The 14,937-nt window shown below is 67.7% G+C and carries 15 protein-coding genes; 5 read left to right on the top strand and 10 right to left on the bottom strand.

Going from position 1 to position 14,937, the window contains the following annotated elements; translation table 11 throughout:
• Positions 1-2 precede the first annotated feature (2 nt).
• Both AC1DVU_RS11460 and AC1DVU_RS11455 read right to left on the bottom strand, forming a co-directional pair.
• Positions 3-737: a metal ABC transporter ATP-binding protein gene (locus AC1DVU_RS11460; protein ID WP_476922564.1), complete on the bottom strand. Its 735-nt coding sequence runs from the start codon at positions 735-737 to the stop codon at positions 3-5.
• Between the two features lie 115 nt (positions 738-852).
• Positions 853-1,782 carry a metal ABC transporter substrate-binding protein gene (locus AC1DVU_RS11455; RefSeq protein WP_476922563.1) on the bottom strand — a complete coding sequence of 310 codons (930 nt, stop codon included), beginning with the start codon at positions 1,780-1,782 and terminating at the stop codon, positions 853-855.
• 151 nt (positions 1,783-1,933) lie between these two features.
• On the opposite strand from AC1DVU_RS11455, the gene AC1DVU_RS11450 reads away from it, so the two are divergent.
• Positions 1,934-3,010 carry an ABC transporter ATP-binding protein gene (locus tag AC1DVU_RS11450; protein WP_476922562.1) on the top strand — a complete coding sequence of 359 codons (1,077 nt, stop codon included), beginning with the start codon at positions 1,934-1,936 and terminating at the stop codon, positions 3,008-3,010.
• A 56-nt stretch (positions 3,011-3,066) separates the two neighbouring features.
• On the opposite strand, the gene nagB is transcribed toward AC1DVU_RS11450, so the two are convergent.
• The 7 genes from nagB to AC1DVU_RS11415 all read right to left on the bottom strand — a co-directional run bounded on the left by nagB (position 3,067) and on the right by AC1DVU_RS11415 (position 10,451).
• Positions 3,067-3,837: a glucosamine-6-phosphate deaminase gene (gene nagB / locus AC1DVU_RS11445; RefSeq protein ID WP_476922561.1), complete on the bottom strand. Its 771-nt coding sequence runs from the start codon at positions 3,835-3,837 to the stop codon at positions 3,067-3,069.
• A complete protein-coding gene (locus tag AC1DVU_RS11440) occupies positions 3,825-4,757 on the bottom strand; it encodes an ROK family protein (protein ID WP_476922560.1) in 933 nt (310 codons plus the stop codon). Before AC1DVU_RS11440 ends, nagB begins: the two co-directional genes overlap by 13 nt.
• Complete coding sequence (locus tag AC1DVU_RS11435; protein ID WP_476922559.1) at positions 4,754-6,193, bottom strand: glycoside hydrolase family 3 protein; 1,440 nt, start codon at positions 6,191-6,193, stop codon at positions 4,754-4,756. Before AC1DVU_RS11435 ends, AC1DVU_RS11440 begins: the two co-directional genes overlap by 4 nt.
• A complete protein-coding gene (locus tag AC1DVU_RS11430) occupies positions 6,190-7,008 on the bottom strand; it encodes a carbohydrate ABC transporter permease (RefSeq protein WP_476922558.1) in 819 nt (272 codons plus the stop codon). The genes AC1DVU_RS11435 and AC1DVU_RS11430 overlap by 4 nt, the downstream gene beginning before the upstream one ends.
• Positions 7,005-7,907 (bottom strand): carbohydrate ABC transporter permease, encoded by a 903-nt coding sequence (locus tag AC1DVU_RS11425; protein ID WP_476922557.1) that lies wholly within the window; start codon positions 7,905-7,907, stop codon positions 7,005-7,007. The genes AC1DVU_RS11430 and AC1DVU_RS11425 overlap by 4 nt, the downstream gene beginning before the upstream one ends.
• Before the next feature lie 101 nt (positions 7,908-8,008).
• Complete coding sequence (locus AC1DVU_RS11420) at positions 8,009-9,262, bottom strand: extracellular solute-binding protein (RefSeq protein ID WP_476922556.1); 1,254 nt, start codon at positions 9,260-9,262, stop codon at positions 8,009-8,011.
• Between the two features lie 70 nt (positions 9,263-9,332).
• Positions 9,333-10,451, bottom strand: a complete 1,119-nt coding sequence (locus AC1DVU_RS11415; RefSeq protein ID WP_476922555.1) for an ROK family protein — start codon at positions 10,449-10,451, stop codon at positions 9,333-9,335.
• A gap of 189 nt (positions 10,452-10,640) precedes the next feature.
• Between AC1DVU_RS11415 and AC1DVU_RS11410 the strand changes: the two genes are divergently transcribed.
• Together AC1DVU_RS11410 and AC1DVU_RS11405 are read left to right on the top strand one after the other, a co-directional pair.
• Positions 10,641-12,026, top strand: coding sequence for a glycine--tRNA ligase (locus AC1DVU_RS11410; protein ID WP_476922554.1), 1,386 nt, complete (start codon positions 10,641-10,643; stop codon positions 12,024-12,026).
• A gap of 25 nt (positions 12,027-12,051) precedes the next feature.
• A complete protein-coding gene (locus tag AC1DVU_RS11405) occupies positions 12,052-12,630 on the top strand; it encodes a hypothetical protein (protein ID WP_476922553.1) in 579 nt (192 codons plus the stop codon).
• An 84-nt stretch (positions 12,631-12,714) separates the two neighbouring features.
• Here the strand turns inward: AC1DVU_RS11405 and AC1DVU_RS11400 are convergent, their stop codons facing one another.
• Entirely contained in the window at positions 12,715-12,999 is a 285-nt protein-coding gene (locus AC1DVU_RS11400) for a GIY-YIG nuclease family protein (protein WP_476922922.1), read from the bottom strand.
• A gap of 243 nt (positions 13,000-13,242) precedes the next feature.
• On the opposite strand from AC1DVU_RS11400, the gene AC1DVU_RS11395 reads away from it, so the two are divergent.
• Together AC1DVU_RS11395 and AC1DVU_RS11390 are read left to right on the top strand one after the other, a co-directional pair.
• Positions 13,243-14,160, top strand: a complete 918-nt coding sequence (locus AC1DVU_RS11395; protein ID WP_476922552.1) for an ABC transporter ATP-binding protein — start codon at positions 13,243-13,245, stop codon at positions 14,158-14,160.
• The gene (locus AC1DVU_RS11390; RefSeq protein ID WP_476922551.1) at positions 14,157-14,936 is read left to right on the top strand and encodes an ABC transporter permease; all 780 of its coding nucleotides are present in this window, start codon (positions 14,157-14,159) and stop codon (positions 14,934-14,936) included. The genes AC1DVU_RS11395 and AC1DVU_RS11390 overlap by 4 nt, the downstream gene beginning before the upstream one ends.
• Position 14,937 lies beyond the last annotated feature (1 nt).

The raw sequence follows: 14,937 nt of genomic DNA, 5'->3' as shown, positions 1-14,937 counted from the left end.
CGTCACCTCCAGACCCCTTCGCCGGTCAGGCCCTCAGGGGTCGGGGGCACGCCGTGCATGTGGACGTGGGCGTGGTCCTCGCCGACGAGGCCCTCGCAGGGTCCTTCGTACGCGACCTCGCCTGCGTGCAGCACGATCGCGCGATCGATCAGGGGGCGCAGCGGGCCGAGCTCGTGGGCGACCAGCAGCACTGACGTGCCTTCGTGGACGAGGCCGCCGAGCAGCTCGGCGAGGGACTCCTGGTTGTCGTGGTCGACGCCCGCGGTGGGCTCGTCCATGATCAGCAGCTCGGCCTCCGACGCCAGCGCCCGGGCGATGAGCACGCGCTGCTGCTGGCCACCGGAGAGCTCGCTGAGCGATGAGCGCGTGCGGTCCGGCAGCCCCACGCGCGAGATCGCAGCGTCGACGGCCGCGGCATCGGCCTTGGTGCTCCATCCGAGGAACCTGCGGTGGGCGAGTCGCCCGCTCATCACGACCTCGTGCACCGTCGCGGGGACGCCGGCGACGGCGCGCGAGCGCTGCGGGACGTACCCGATGCGATGCCGGTCGCGGAACCGGTCGAGCGGCGTGCCGAACAGCTCGACCGTGCCGCCGCCCATCGGGATCAGCCCGGTGGCGGCGCGCACGAACGTGGACTTGCCCGAGCCGTTGGCCCCCAGCAGCGCGACGAACTCACCCGCCGACACGTCGAGGTCGACCTGTCGAAGGACAGGCCGACCATCGAGTGCCACGCTCACGCCGCGAGCTTTCAGCGGCTGTGTCGGGTCAGTGCTCATGTCGTTGCCTCCGTGAAAAACCCACGATACGGAGGCAGCGACATGAGGTGCTTGTCGTTCGCTCGCTGACGCTCGCTCATGTGCAGGAGTTTGCCTCTCTCAGGGTCCCGAGGTTCTTGCGCATGAGCGTCAGGTACGTCTGGCGCTTGGTCTCGTCGGACAGACCCTCGATGGGATCGAGCGTAGCGGTCGTGGCCCCGGTCTCCTTGGCGATCGTCTTGGCGATCGCCGGGCTCACGAGCTCCTCGGTGAAGATCGTGGTGATCTTCTCCTTGCGGACCAGCTTGGTGATGTCGCCGAGCTGCTGGGGTGACGGCTCGTTGGCCGGGTCGAGACCAGCGATCGGCACCTGGGTCAGGTCGTAGCGCGCGGCGAGGTACTGGAACGCGGCGTGGCTCGTGACGATCGTGTGGCTCTTGCAGGTCTTGAGCCCGGTCGCGAAATCGGTGCCAAGGGTCTCCAGCTCGGAGATCAGCTTGGCGGCATTGGCGGAATAGTCCGTCGCGTGGTCCGGGTCGACCGCTGACAGCTTGGCCTCGACGGCCTTGGTCACCGCGACCATGTTCTGCGGGTCGAGCCAGGTGTGGGGGTCTTCCTCGCCGTGGTCATGACCCTCGTCGCCGTGATCGTGGCCCTCTTCGGCGCCCGCCTGAAGGGGCTTGAGCTTCACGACGGAGGCGACGTCGACCGTGTCCTTCGCCGACCGGTCGGCCTGCTTGACCGCGTCGTCGACCGCGGCCTGGAAGTGCTTCTCGTAGACCACGAGATCGGCGTTCTGCACGTCGCCGACCTGCTTGGGCTTGAGCTCGAGGTCGTGCGGCTCGACACCCGGTGACGTCAGGTTCTCGACGTCGACATGGGAGCCCCCGACCTGCTCGGCAACGAATGCGAACGGGTAGAACGACGCGGCCACACTGGTCGTGCCGTCTCCCTTCGCGGAGCTGCCACACGCGGCAAGGAGGAGTACGAGTGGCAGCGCGCCGAGCAGGGCGAGGGGCTTCTTCATGAGAACGATTCTCAAGTAGTTGGGAATCGTTGTCAAATGCGAGACGCCGCACCGGACGTGACGTGGCTCACTGTAGGATGAGCGCGCACCACCACATCACCCATCACTCGGATCGTCCGGCACGTACCTGCCGGTGAAGGGAAACATCAGCATGTCATCAGTTACGTTCGAAAAAGCCACTCGCGTCTTCGCGGGTCAGGAACGCCCAGCGGTCAATCAGCTCGACCTCCACGTCGAGGACGGCGAGTTCCTCGTACTTGTCGGCCCGTCCGGCTGCGGCAAGTCCACCTCACTGCGCATGCTCGCGGGCCTCGAAGAGGTCGACGAGGGGCGCCTGCTGATCGGTGACGAAGATGTCACCGACCTGCCGCCCAAGGCCCGCGACATCGCCATGGTCTTCCAGAACTACGCGCTCTACCCGCACATGACGGTCGCCGAGAACATGGGCTTCGCGCTCAAGATCGCGGGCGCCAACAAGTCCGAGATCAGCAAGCGGGTTGCCGAGGCAGCCGCGATGCTCGACATCACGGAGTACCTCGACCGCAAGCCCAAGGCGTTGTCCGGTGGTCAGCGCCAGCGCGTCGCGATGGGTCGTGCGATCGTCCGCTCGCCGCGCGTGTTCCTGATGGACGAGCCGCTGTCCAACCTCGACGCCAAGCTGCGCGTCCAGACCCGTACGCAGATCGCCCAGCTGCAGCGCCGGCTCGGCACGACGACGGTCTACGTCACGCACGACCAGGTCGAGGCSATGACGMTGGSCGACCGCGTCGCGGTGCTCAAGGACGGCCTGCTCCAGCAGTGCGCTGCTCCCCGTGAGATGTACGACAAGCCGGCCAACCTGTTCGTCGCCGGCTTCATGGGATCGCCGAGCATGAACCTGATGGAGCTGCCGGTCGTCGACGGTGGGGTGAGCTTCGGCGACCTCGTCGTGCCGGTTGCTCGCGACACCCTTGCGGACGCCGATGCGTCGAGCGTGACGTTGGGCATTCGCCCCGAGAACCTCGTGGTCAGCAGCAGTGGCCTCAAGCTCGAGGTCGACGTCGTCGAGGAGCTCGGTGCCGATGCGTACGTCTACGGTCGCGCCGACGTCGGCGGCGAGGACCGGACGATCGTGGCCCGCGCCGACTGGCGCAAGCCGCCGGCCAAGGGCGAGACGATCTACCTCGCACCCGACGACCCGGCCGGCGTGCACGTGTTCGCGACCGACTCGGGCCGTCGCCTGAGCTGACCCGTCATTGACTGTGGGGGCGCCTCGTACGAGACGCCCCCACAGTCATGTCTGACTCAGAACCGTTGCCAGTCGGGCTTGTTGTCCCAGGCCTCGCGGTAGTAGTCGGCGAGCCGCAGGCCGGCCGCCGCGGCCTCGTCGACGACGACGGTGGCTCGGGGGTGCAGCTGAAGGATCGAGGCGGGGCAGAACGCCGACACCGGCCCCTCGGCCGCGGTTGCCACGGCCTCGACCTTGCCCTCGCCTGTGGCCACGAGCACCAGATGCCCGGCCCCGAGGATCGTGCCGAGGCCCTGCGTGATGACGTGGCGGGGCACCTCGTCGATCGAGTCGAAGAACCTGGCGTTGTCCTCACGGGTCTGGTGGGTCAAGGTCTTGACGCGCGTGCGGGACGCCAGTGAGGAGCCCGGCTCGTTGAAGCCGAGGTGGCCGTCCGTGCCGATGCCGAGCAGCTGCACGTCGATGCCGCCGGCCTCGGCGATCGCCGATTCGTAGCGCGCTGCCTCGGCCGGTATGTCCGTTGCCTCGCCGTTGGGGCCATCGACCTGCTGCAGTCCGACGTCGTCGGTGAACTCCCGACGGATGACCGAGTGGTACGACTCCGGGTGCGCGCGGGGGAGTCCGACGTACTCGTCGAGCAGGAACGCCCGGCAGGCGTCGAGACTCAGGGCCTCCTCGCGGTGGCGCCGGATCAGCTCGCGGTAGGCCGGGAGCGGCGACGAGCCGGTGGCCAGACCGAGGACAGCCCCGGGTCGCACGTGCGTACCGACGATGTCGGCGACCAAGATGCCTGCGGCGTCCTGGTCCCGGACGATCACGACCTCCACGAACGAGCCTCCTCATCCTCCGCGCCGAGCAGCGCGGCACCCAGTGCGCCGGCGGGATGTTCGGCCGGCAACCACCGTACGCGTTCGGCGATTCCGGCGAGGCGTCCGAGGGAGGTGCTCTCGTCATTGCGGAGCTGGGCGAGGATCGCGTCGCGCAGCGCTGGAGTCGCCGAGACGACTCCGCCGGTCACGAGCACGCAGGTGACGTCGACGCTGTAGGCCAGCAGGCTGATCGCCTGTGCGATCCCGGAGGTCAGCTCGTCGCGGATCCGGGCTGCGTCGGCGTTCCCTGCGTCGGCGGCCTCGAACAGCTCGGCGGCGGTCCCGGCCCACTGCCGGCGCACGCCACTGCCGGAGGCATACAGCTCCAGGCAGCCCCGCCGCCCGCAGGCGCAGAGCGGGCCGGTCGGGTCGTGCACCAGATGTCCGATCTCGCCGGCCATGCCGCGCGAGCCGTGGCGCAGACGACCGTCCAGCAGCAGTCCGGCGGCGATTCCGGTGCCGACGTTGAGCAACGCCAGGTCGTCGACCTCAGACCCCTCGTCGCGGAGCCACTGCAGCCCGCCGAGCGTTGCGGCCTTCACATCGTTCTCGACCTTCGTCGGTATGCCACCGGCACCCGAGGAGACCGCCACGGCGAGGTCGAGCGGCTCTCCGTCGAGGCCCAGGTTGACCGCGTGGGTCACGGCGCCGCCGTTGACGATGCCGGGAACGCCGAGCCCGATGCTGACGACCTCGGCATCGGGAGTCAACGCTGACTGCAGGGCGGCCACCATCTCGAGGGCCCCGTCGACCACGCCGTCGGCGCCCTTGCGGGTCGGATGCGTGGCCTCACCGACGAGCTCGTGTGGTTCGTCGGCGGCGATGGCGATGCCGTGGATCGTGGTGCCGCCGATGTCGAGGCCGAGACGGACCTTCATCGGTCGCCCCTCATCGCCTCGGCGAGTGCGTCGGTGAGCACCGCGGCGGAGCCGTACGTACGCACGACGCGGTCGTACGCATCGAGGGCCGGATCGGGCCAACCGAGCTCGACCAGGATCGTTCGGGGATTGCCGGTGAGCTGCTGCTGGATCCAGTCCCAGACGGCGGGAACTGCAGTGGCGCGTCGGACGACGACCGCAACCTCGCCATCGACCACGCCCGTGAGCGCGACGTCTTCCGCGGTCAGGTCGAGGCACTCGCCGCCGAGATCGAGGCGGCCCCACGCAGTGTCGCCGACGGCAAGGTTGGTGCCGGTGTCGACTCGGACGACGGTGGCCGGCCCGCTCGTCGTCGGGGCATCGGCGACCGTGGCGGAGGCGACTCGCCGAGAGGCCAGCCGAGCAGCCGCGATGATGTCGTCCGCATCGTCGCCCACCGTGAGGACGCTCCAGGTCTGCCGAAGAGAATCGACGCGTTCGGCTGCCTCGGCCAGTCGTGCCGCGGGCAGCTCTCCGGACTCGACAGCACGGCACACCGCCTCGACCGCTTCCTCGATCGCCCTCGGTGACTCGGTCTGTTCGGGTCCGAGGCACAACAGGTCGGCCCCTGCGGCGAGCGAGAGCACCGCTGCTCCACCGATGCCGTGCACGGCGCTGGCGCCGGCCATGTCGAGGGCGTCGGTCACGATGACGCCACCGAAGTCGAGCTCGTCGCGCAACAGTCCGGTGAGCACGGCGCGGCTCAGCGTCGCGGGCTCCTGGTCGTCGAACGCCTCCAGCAGGACGTGCGACGTCATGACCGTGGCGGCATCGTTGACGACCGCGGCGAACGGCACGAGCTCGCGAGCGCGGAGCGTCTCGCCGTCGACGGTGACTCGGGGGAGACCGAGGTGCGAGTCGGCGCTGGTGTCGCCGTGGCCCGGGAAGTGCTTGACCGAAGCGGCGACGCCCTGCGACGCGAGGCCCGCAACGTACGCCTTGGTGTGGCGTGCGACGAGCGCTGGGTCGGCGCCAAAGCTGCGGGTCCCGATGACCGGGTTGCGCGGATTGCTGTTGATGTCGGCGCTGGGCGCGAGGTCGAGCCAGACACCGGCACGCGCGAGCTCGGCGCCGATGCCGGCCGCGACCGCCTGCGTCACCGCCACGTCGTCGTATGCCCCGAGTGCGGCGTTGCCGGGATAGGGGCTGCCGTGATGGGAGTGGAGCCGGGTCACGTCACCGCCTTCCTCGTCGAGTGCGAGAACCGCGGTCGGGTCGATGTCGCGTACGGCTCGAGCGAGGTCGGCGATGTCGGACGAGGGAGCCATGTTGTTGCCGTACAGGCATATCCCGGCGAGGCCCTCGGCGTACTCCTTGGGCAGCCATCCCGGGACGTCGGGGCCGGCGAACGCGCCGAGCATGACGCCGTACGCCAGCCGCCTGATGTCTTCGGTCATCCCTTGACCGCCCCGCCGACCATGCCCGAGGTCATGCGGTTCTGCACGATCATGAACAAGATGATGACGGGCGCAGCGACGAGCGTCGCGCCGGCCATGACCGCCGGCCAGTCGACGGCCTCGTTGGACACGTCGGTCAGGCCCTTGAGCCACAGCGGCAGCGTCCGGTTGGAGGGATCCATCACGACGACGGCGAGGGTGTACTCGTTCCACGCCTGCAGGAAGCCGTAGACGCTGCTCGCGACGAGGCCGGGCGCCAGCAGCGGGAACGTGATTGTGAAGAACGCCCGCGTACGGCTGCAGCCGTCGGTCATCGCAGCCTCCTCGAGGTCGATCGGTATGCCGTCGACGAACCCGCGCAGCATCCACACCGTGAACGGCAGGATCAGCGCGGTGTAGAGCAGGCCGAGCCCGACGACGCTGTTGAGCAGTCCCCAGTCGTTGAGCATCTTGTACTGGGAGATGAACAGCGCCTCGGGCGGGATCATCTGGATCGCGAGCACCGTGAAGATGAAGGACCGGCGGCCCCGGAACCGGAAGCGCGAGATCGCCACGGCAGCGACGAAACCGCACAACACCGCGGCGATGATCGCGAGCAGGGTCACCGCAAGGCTGAGCTTGAGCGAGTCGACGAACGAGTCGTCGAAGACCCGGCCGAAGCCCGACGCGTCGAAGTCCGGCAGGAATGAGGGGTTCGGGGAGCGGAGCGCCTCGACCGGCTGGAACGCGCTGTTGACGATCCAGTAGACCGGGAACGCCCAGATCACGGCGAGGACGATCGCGACGGCGCCCCATAGACGGGCTCGGGCGTTCATCGGGGTTCCTCCTTGAGCAGGGACCGCACGTAGCGGAAGGTCAGGATGAGCGTCAGCACGAGGACGAACATGGCGAGCGCGGACGCGGAGCCGTAGTCGTTCTGGCCGATGCCGAGCGTGTAGATGTAGGTGCCCAGCAGGTGTGTCTCGCTGGGGGTGCCGCCGACGTTCTGCAGGAAGTTGATCTGCGCGAAGACTCGCAGGTCCCACACGATCTGCAGCAACATCACGATCGTCAGGACGGGCTTGATCGTCGGGTAGACGATGTGCCGGAACCGCTGGACCGCGGTGGCGCCGTCGAGGTGGCTGGCCTCGATCGTCTCGTCGGACACCTGGGTCAGCGCCGCGTACGCCGTGAAGGCGACGAACGGAACGCTCATCCAGATGATGATGACGCTGGCGACGAAGAAGAACGAGAGCGGATCGATCAGCCAGTTGTGGCCGTCGAAGGTGCTGAAGCCGAGCTTGCGCAGTGACCAGTTGACCAGGCCGTACCGGGTGTCGAACAGCCATTGCCAGGCCGTCATCGCGGCGATGACCGGCATGGCCCAGGCCAGCAGCATGCTGACCTGGAGGATCAGGCGCGGAGCGGTCGCGACGCGTTTCATGAGCACCGCGACGAGGATGCCGATGACCATCGTGATCGACGCGTTGACCAGGCAGAACGCCAGTGACCGGGCGATGACGGTCCACATCGTGCGGTCCGTGACGAGCTCGCGATAGTTGTCGAGCCCGACCCACGGAGCCGGTTGGCCGAACTGCTGGGCGCGCCCGAACTCATGGAACGACAGCACCAGCTGCCGGCCGAGCGGGTACGCCATGCCGACGACGAGCACGAGGATGGCCGGGACGAGCAGGGCATACGGTCCGGCCTTGCGCCCCAGGCGTGTGCTGCTCATCCGGGCCCTTCCTCGACGGACGGATGTCCTTTCGACAGGCTCAAGGACCGTCCCGACGGGCTCGAGGACCACGCCTTGAGCCTGTCGAAAGGATGTACGCATTACTTGTTGAGTGCGGCGTTGAGCTTGTCGTCGGTGGCCTTGGCCGCCGATGCGACGTCCTCACCACTGGCGATCTTGCCGAAGAACTCCTCCATGATGCTGGCGCTCTCGACCGAGGCCCACTCCGGCGATGCCGGCGTCAGCTTGGAGTTGCTCGCTGCCGAGACGGCCGCCTTCGCGAACTCGTCATCGCCCATGAGGCCCGTGTACTTGTCGTTGGCCGGGCCGAGGCCGTTCTTGGCCAGCTGCTGCTGGAACTCGTCGCTGTAGATCAGCTTGAGCAGGTCGAACGACAGGTCCTGGTTCTTGGACTTGGCCGAGATGCCGAGGTTCGAACCACCGGCGAACACCGGGGCCGCCCCGCCGTCGACACCCGGGAGCGCGAACCCACCGAGGTCGGCCGCGCGCTTCTCGTCAACGCTCCAGCGGGCCCAGCTCGGAGCCATGAACATCGCGGCCTCGCCGTTGTTGAACGCGGTCCACGGCTCGGCGTCCTTGCCGTCCCTGGGCGCGGTGGTGGCCTTCTCGTACAGGCTCTGCAGCTCGGTCAAGCCCTTGGTGCTCTCGGGTGACGAGAGGGTCGCGACCCACTTGCCACCCTCCTGCTTGGCGATGTCACCGCCGTTGGCGAAGATCCAGCTGATGCCGTTTCGCCAGTCCTGGCCGGGGAGCCAGAAGCCGGAGAACTTCGAGTCGCCCTCGGACTTGAGCCGGGTCGCGGCCTGGTTGAAGCCGTCGAGGGTCGTCGGCACCTCGATGCCGGCGTCCTTGAACGCCTTCTTGCTGTAGAAGATGTAGCGCGAGCCCCAGTAGTAGGGGACTGCCGAGACCTTGCCGTCGTACGTGCCGGCCTCGACGAAGCTCTTGGGGCCGATGTTGTCGCCGAGCTGGTCGAGCTTGTTGGTGAGATCCGTGAAGGCGCCGACGCTCGTGAACGTCGCGGCCTGGGTGTTGCCGACCTCGACGACGTCAGGCGTCTTGTCGCTCTGCAGCGCCGTGTTGAGGCGGGGGATGAGCTCGCCCCAGTCGATGTGCTGGACCTTGAGATTCTTGCCCTCGTGCTGCGCGGCGAACTCCTTGACGAGCCAGTCCTCGACCTTCTTGGGGGTGTCCTCCTTGCCGGCGAGCCACAGGGTCACGGTGTCGGACCCGCCCTCTGACTTGTCGCCGTCGCTGCTGCCACCGCAGGCGGCGAGTGCGGTCAGCGCGAGGGCGGATGCCGCCGCCGCTGCCGCGATCTTGGTGAGCTTCATGGTTTGTCCTCTTTCGAATCGTTCCTGGTCGTACGTCGTGGAGTTCGGTGGGTCGAACCGTGTCGGCAGGTCACACCACCCCTAGCTCGCGATAGCGCACGAGCGCTGCCGCGCCCGTGAGCACGAGCTCGTCCTCCAGCGGAGCCAGGCGGATCTGGACTCGCTGGGCGACGAAAGGAAGGGTCTGGTGAGCGAGGGCGCTGCGTACGGCGTCGAGCAGGGCGCCCTCGAGCAGCTCGGCCGGGCCGTAGAGCACGACGTCAGCGATCCCGAGTGTCGTGACGACGGGCGTCAGGACAGAGGCGAGCCGGGCGCCGACCTCGGCTCGAGCGGAGTCACTGTCGAGCATGCGAAGGGCTGGTGCGGCGAGGAACGTCTCGAGGCAGCCGCGGTTGCCGCAGGCGCACTGTCGACCCGCGGGATCGACCACGACGTGACCGATCTCGCCGGCGGACTGCAGGGGGCCGGAGAGGGCGCGTCCGTCGATCATGACGCCGCCGCCGACACCTTGGCCGATCGTGAGCAGCAGGAGCCCGCCGTCGTCCCCGGCTCCGAAGGCGCTCTCGGCGACCGCGGCGACATTGGCGTCGTTGCCGGCGTGCACCGGTAGGCCGATCGCCCTGGAGAGCTCGCCGGTGAGGTCGAGGTCGGTCCAGCCCAGGTTGGGCGCGAGGACGACGGTGCCCTCGGGGTCGACGATGCCGGGGGTGCCGATGCCGACGCCGAGGACACGCCGGTCCGTGGCGTTCTGGAGGCGGATCGCCAGGTCTGCGATGACCGAGAGGTCGTCGCCGCGGACGAAGGGGACCTGTTCGCGGGCGAGGATGTTGCCGTCGAGGTCGACGACGCCGCCGGAGAGCTGACCGTCAGCCGACAGGTCGAGGGCGATCGTCACGGGTGCCTCGGCAGAGATGCCGACCAGCGTCGCGGGCTTGCCCATGTGGGTGCCGGGACGGGTGCCCAGCTCGCTGATGAAGCCCTCCTCGATGAGCTCGGCCACGAGGTCGGAGATCGTGACCCGCGTCAGCGACGTCTCACGAGCGAGGTCCGCGCGACTGCGTTCTCCCTCGTCCACGAGCTGCTGGAGGATCAGCGCCCGGTGATGCCGGCGGGTGTCGGCGGGGCGAACCTTGCCGACGGGTCGGCGGCCGGCGGTGCTGCGCGTACGGGCCTCATTGATCTGGGTCACATAGTTAATAAAGCGTACTAACAAAGTCGAGGTCAAGGGATTCCGGTAACAAATGCGTGAAATCCTCGGTTCGGCCCGCCGCCGAGCGAGAGGGGGTCGCCGACTAAAGTGGGGCGGACCCTCGGGCGTACGGCATCACGATGCCGTGCACAGGCCCGCCGACACCCAGCCGGATTGGAAACATCCCCCATGGCATCGACCGTCGACAACGTCATCAGCCTCAGCAAGCGCCGCGGCTTCGTCTACCAGTGCGGGGAGATCTACGGTGGCACCAAGTCCGCGTGGGACTACGGCCCGCTCGGCGTCGAGCTCAAGGACAACATCAAGCGCCAGTGGTGGCGGTCGATGGTCCAGAGCCGCGACGACGTCGTCGGCCTCGACTCCTCGGTGATCCTCCCGACGGATGTCTGGAAGGCGTCCGGCCACCTCGCGGCCTTCGTCGACCCGCTGGTCGAGTGCCGGCACTGCCACAACCGCTTCCGCCAGGACCACCTGCAGGAGTCGTACGCGGAGAAGAAGGGCATCGACGACCCCGACACCGTGACGATGGATCTCATCGCGTGCACCAACTGCGGCACCCGCGGCGAGTGGACCGAGCCGCGGATGTTCAACGGCCTGCTCAAGACATACCTCGGCCCGGTCGAGTCCGAGGAGGGCTTGCACTACCTGCGGCCCGAGACGGCGCAGGGCATCTTCATCAATTTCGCGCAGGTCATGACGACCGCGCGCAAGAAGCCGCCGTTCGGCATCGGCCAGATCGGTAAGAGCTTCCGCAACGAGATCACGCCGGGCAACTTCATCTTCCGCACCCGCGAGTTCGAGCAGATGGAGATGGAGTTCTTCGTCGAGCCGGGCACCGACGAGGAATGGCACGAGACCTGGATCAAGACGCGCATGGACTGGTACACGGGTCTGGGCATCAACCCCGACAACCTCCGTCTGTTCGAGCACCCGCAGGACAAGCTCTCGCACTACTCCAAGCGCACGGTCGACATCGAGTACCGCTTCGAGTTTGCCGGCTCGACGTGGGGCGAGCTCGAGGGCATCGCCAACCGGACGGACTTCGACCTCAAGACGCACAGCGAGCACTCCGGCAAGGACCTGACGTACTTCGACCAGCCCAACAACGAGCGCTGGACGCCGTACGTCATCGAACCCGCTGCCGGCGTCAACCGCTCGATGATGGCGTTCCTGATCGATGCGTACGTCGAGGACGAGGCGCCCAACTCCAAGGGCGGTGTCGACAAGCGCACGGTTCTCAAGCTCGACCCGCGGCTCGCGCCGATCAAGGCCGCGGTGCTGCCGCTGTCCCGCAACGAGGAGCTGTCGCCCAAGGCGCGGGCCCTGGCCGCCGAGCTCCGTGGCTTCTGGAACGTCGACTTCGACGACGCCCAGGCAATCGGCAAGCGCTACCGCCGCCAGGACGAGATCGGCACGCCGTACTGCATCACGGTCGACTTCGACACGCTCGACGACCAGGCGGTCACGATTCGCGAGCGCGACTCGATGGCTCAGGAGCGCATCGCCCTCGATCAGGTGACGTCCTGGCTGGCGGCGCGTCTGCCGGGTTGCTGATCCGCTTGTGAGCGACAATCGGCACGTGCCTACCAAGATCGTCGCTGCCGTCGCGTCACTCCTGCTCGTCGCCGGCTGCTCGTCGTCGGACGACGGCAAGAAGTCCGACGAGGTGCCGGTGCCCAAGGGACTCGAGGTGCCGAAGGGCGTCACGCTCACCAAGGGCGGCACGACGCTGACCGAGGACAAGCCCGCCAGCGTGGTCTACCAGGTCGGCGACAAGGCCGCCAGCGTCATCACGGTGACCGTCTCGTCGGTCCGCAAGGGCTCGATCAAGCGGGACTTCGCGTTCTTCTCCCTCGACGACGAGGCCAAGACGTCGGCGCCGTTCTACGTCGACGTCACGGTCAAGAACGAGGGCCCGGCGGGCCTCGGCGGGGCCGCGCTGCCGATCTTCGCGCACGACTCCAGCAACACCAACCTCCCGGCCAACGACATCGTCGGGACGTTCAAGCCGTGCCGCAACTCCACTCTGCCCAAGAGCTTCTTGCCGGGTGCCAGCGCGAAGCTGTGCCTGGTCTACCTGGTCCCCAAGGGCAAGGCGCTGCAGTCCGTCGACCTCCAGACAGGCTCGACCAAAGACGCCATCACCTGGACCCCATAAGCCGGTGGTTGAGGTGCGGAGGCCGCCAGTCGGTGGTTGAGGTGCGGAGGCCGCCCGCGGCCGTAGCCTCGAAACCACTCTCCGCTAGCTCGATCGATTCTTCTTTGCTCGGCTCGCGAGTCGAGGCAGTGCCTCGTAGTCGCCACGGATGAGCGCTTCACGCTTCTTGCGAGACCAGCCTTGCACCCGCTTCTCCATGGCGAACGCGTCGATGACCCGCTCGAACTCGTACGCATAGACAAGCTCCACGGGAAGGCGGTGCTGCGTGTACTCGGCACCGAGCCCCTGCTGGTGCTGCCACAGTCGACTCTCGAGATTTCGAGTGCTGCCGACGTAGTAGGAGTCGTCAGCGCACCGGAGTATGTACATGTAGGCCACGCACTGAGGCGACCACGAGTCGAGTTGTCCCGTCGACCTTGCGATCCACAGGTGGTTTCGAGGCTCCGGCCGCGGGCGGCCTGCGCACCTCAACCACCGGTGGGCGATCTGCAGGTGGTTTCGAGGCTCCGCTTCGCTCCGCACCTCAACCACCGCACCGGGGTGACACCTGTCATGGGTGACTCGTGACCGAAGGCTGAGGGACAAAGGCGCGCATCAGCAGACGATGGAGACATGAACTCACCAACTCCTGCTGTCAGCATCGACGGCGTCGTCAAGCGATTCGGGTCGGTCACCGCGGTCGACGGACTGAGCCTGACGATCCAGCCCGGCGAGGTCGTCGCCTTCCTCGGCCCGAACGGTGCGGGCAAGACCACGACCGTCGACATGATCCTCGGCCTGTCGCAGCCCAGCGAAGGATCGGTCCAGATCTTCGGCGGCGATCCCCGCAAGGCCGTCGCCCTGGGACGGGTCGCCGCGGTCATGCAGACCGGGGGCCTGCTCAAGGACTTCACGGTGCGCGAGACCGTCGAGCTCACGGCGTCGTTGTTCAGGCCGTCCCGACCTGTCGACGAGGTCCTCGACCGAGCCGGAATCCTCGACATCGGCGACCGCATGGTCGGCAAGGCTTCGGGCGGCCAGCAGCAGCGTCTGCGGTTCGCCCTCGCACTGCTCCCCGATCCCGATCTGCTGATCCTGGATGAGCCCACGACAGGCATGGACGTCCAAGGTCGCCGCGACTTCTGGAACGCGATTCGCTCGGATGCCGAGCGCGGTCGCACCACGGTCTTCGCGACGCACTACCTCGAAGAGGCGGATGCATATGCCGACAGGATCGTGCTGGTGCGCCGCGGCAAGATCGTCGCGGATGGCACGGCAGCCGAGATCAAGGCCCTGTCGGCCGGTCGTACGGTCAGGGCGACCCTCGAGGCGCCCGACACCGCGGCACTCGCGAAGGTTGACGGTGTCGACTCGGTCGATGTTCGCGGTGACTCGATCCTGATCCATGGATCCGACAGCGACGCGATCGCGCGCTACCTGCTCAACCACACCGCTGCGCGTGACCTGGAGATCACCTCGCGCAACCTCGAAGAGGCCTTCGTCGCACTGACCGGTGACGACGCCTTGACACCCGAAGGAGCCATCGCATGACCATCGCAACTGACACCCGAGGTGTCCCTCCGCTCGGTGGCTTCTCGCCGAGGTTCTACGTGCTCGAGCTCAAGCGGATGCTGCGCAACAAGCGCTCGATGATCTTCACGCTCATCATGCCGAGCGTGTTCTTCCTGCTGTTCGGCTCGGACGCCGAGTACCGGACCGAACGCGCCGGGCACGGCAACGTCACGGCGTACATCATGGTCAGCATGGCGGTCTACGGGGCGATGATCGCGACGACGGCTGGTGGCGCGATGGTTGCCACGGAGCGTGCCCTCGGGTGGAGCCGTCAGCTCCGGCTGACGCCGCTCAAGCCCGTGGCCTACGTCGCCATCAAGGTGCTCGTCGCCATGACGATGGCGGTGGTGGCGATCCTGGCCGTCTTCGTGGTCGGCAACCTGCGCGGAGCTGATCTGCCCTTCGGGCGCCTCGTCCTGTGCGGGGTCATCGGCTGGGGATGCACGCTGGTGTTCGCCGCATTCGGCTTGTTCATGGGCTACCTGCTCCCCAGCGAGAACGTCATGCAGCTGCTCGGCCCGTCGCTGGCCCTGCTGGCCCTGGCCGGCGGCCTGTTCACGCCGCTCGACAACTTCAGCCAGGGATTTCAGGACTTCGCGAAGTTCACCCCGGCGTATGGCGTCGGCGTCCTGTCCAGGGCGCCGTTCGGCTCCGACGGCAACGTCGGGTTGGCTGCGCTCAACATCGCGGTGTGGACCGCGATCTTCGTGGGCGGCGCTGCGTGGCGGATGAGCAAGGACACGAAGCGTGTCTGAT

Source organism: Aeromicrobium sp. P2_G6, from assembly GCF_056403535.1.
This window is presented reverse-complemented; position numbering and strand designations above follow the sequence as displayed.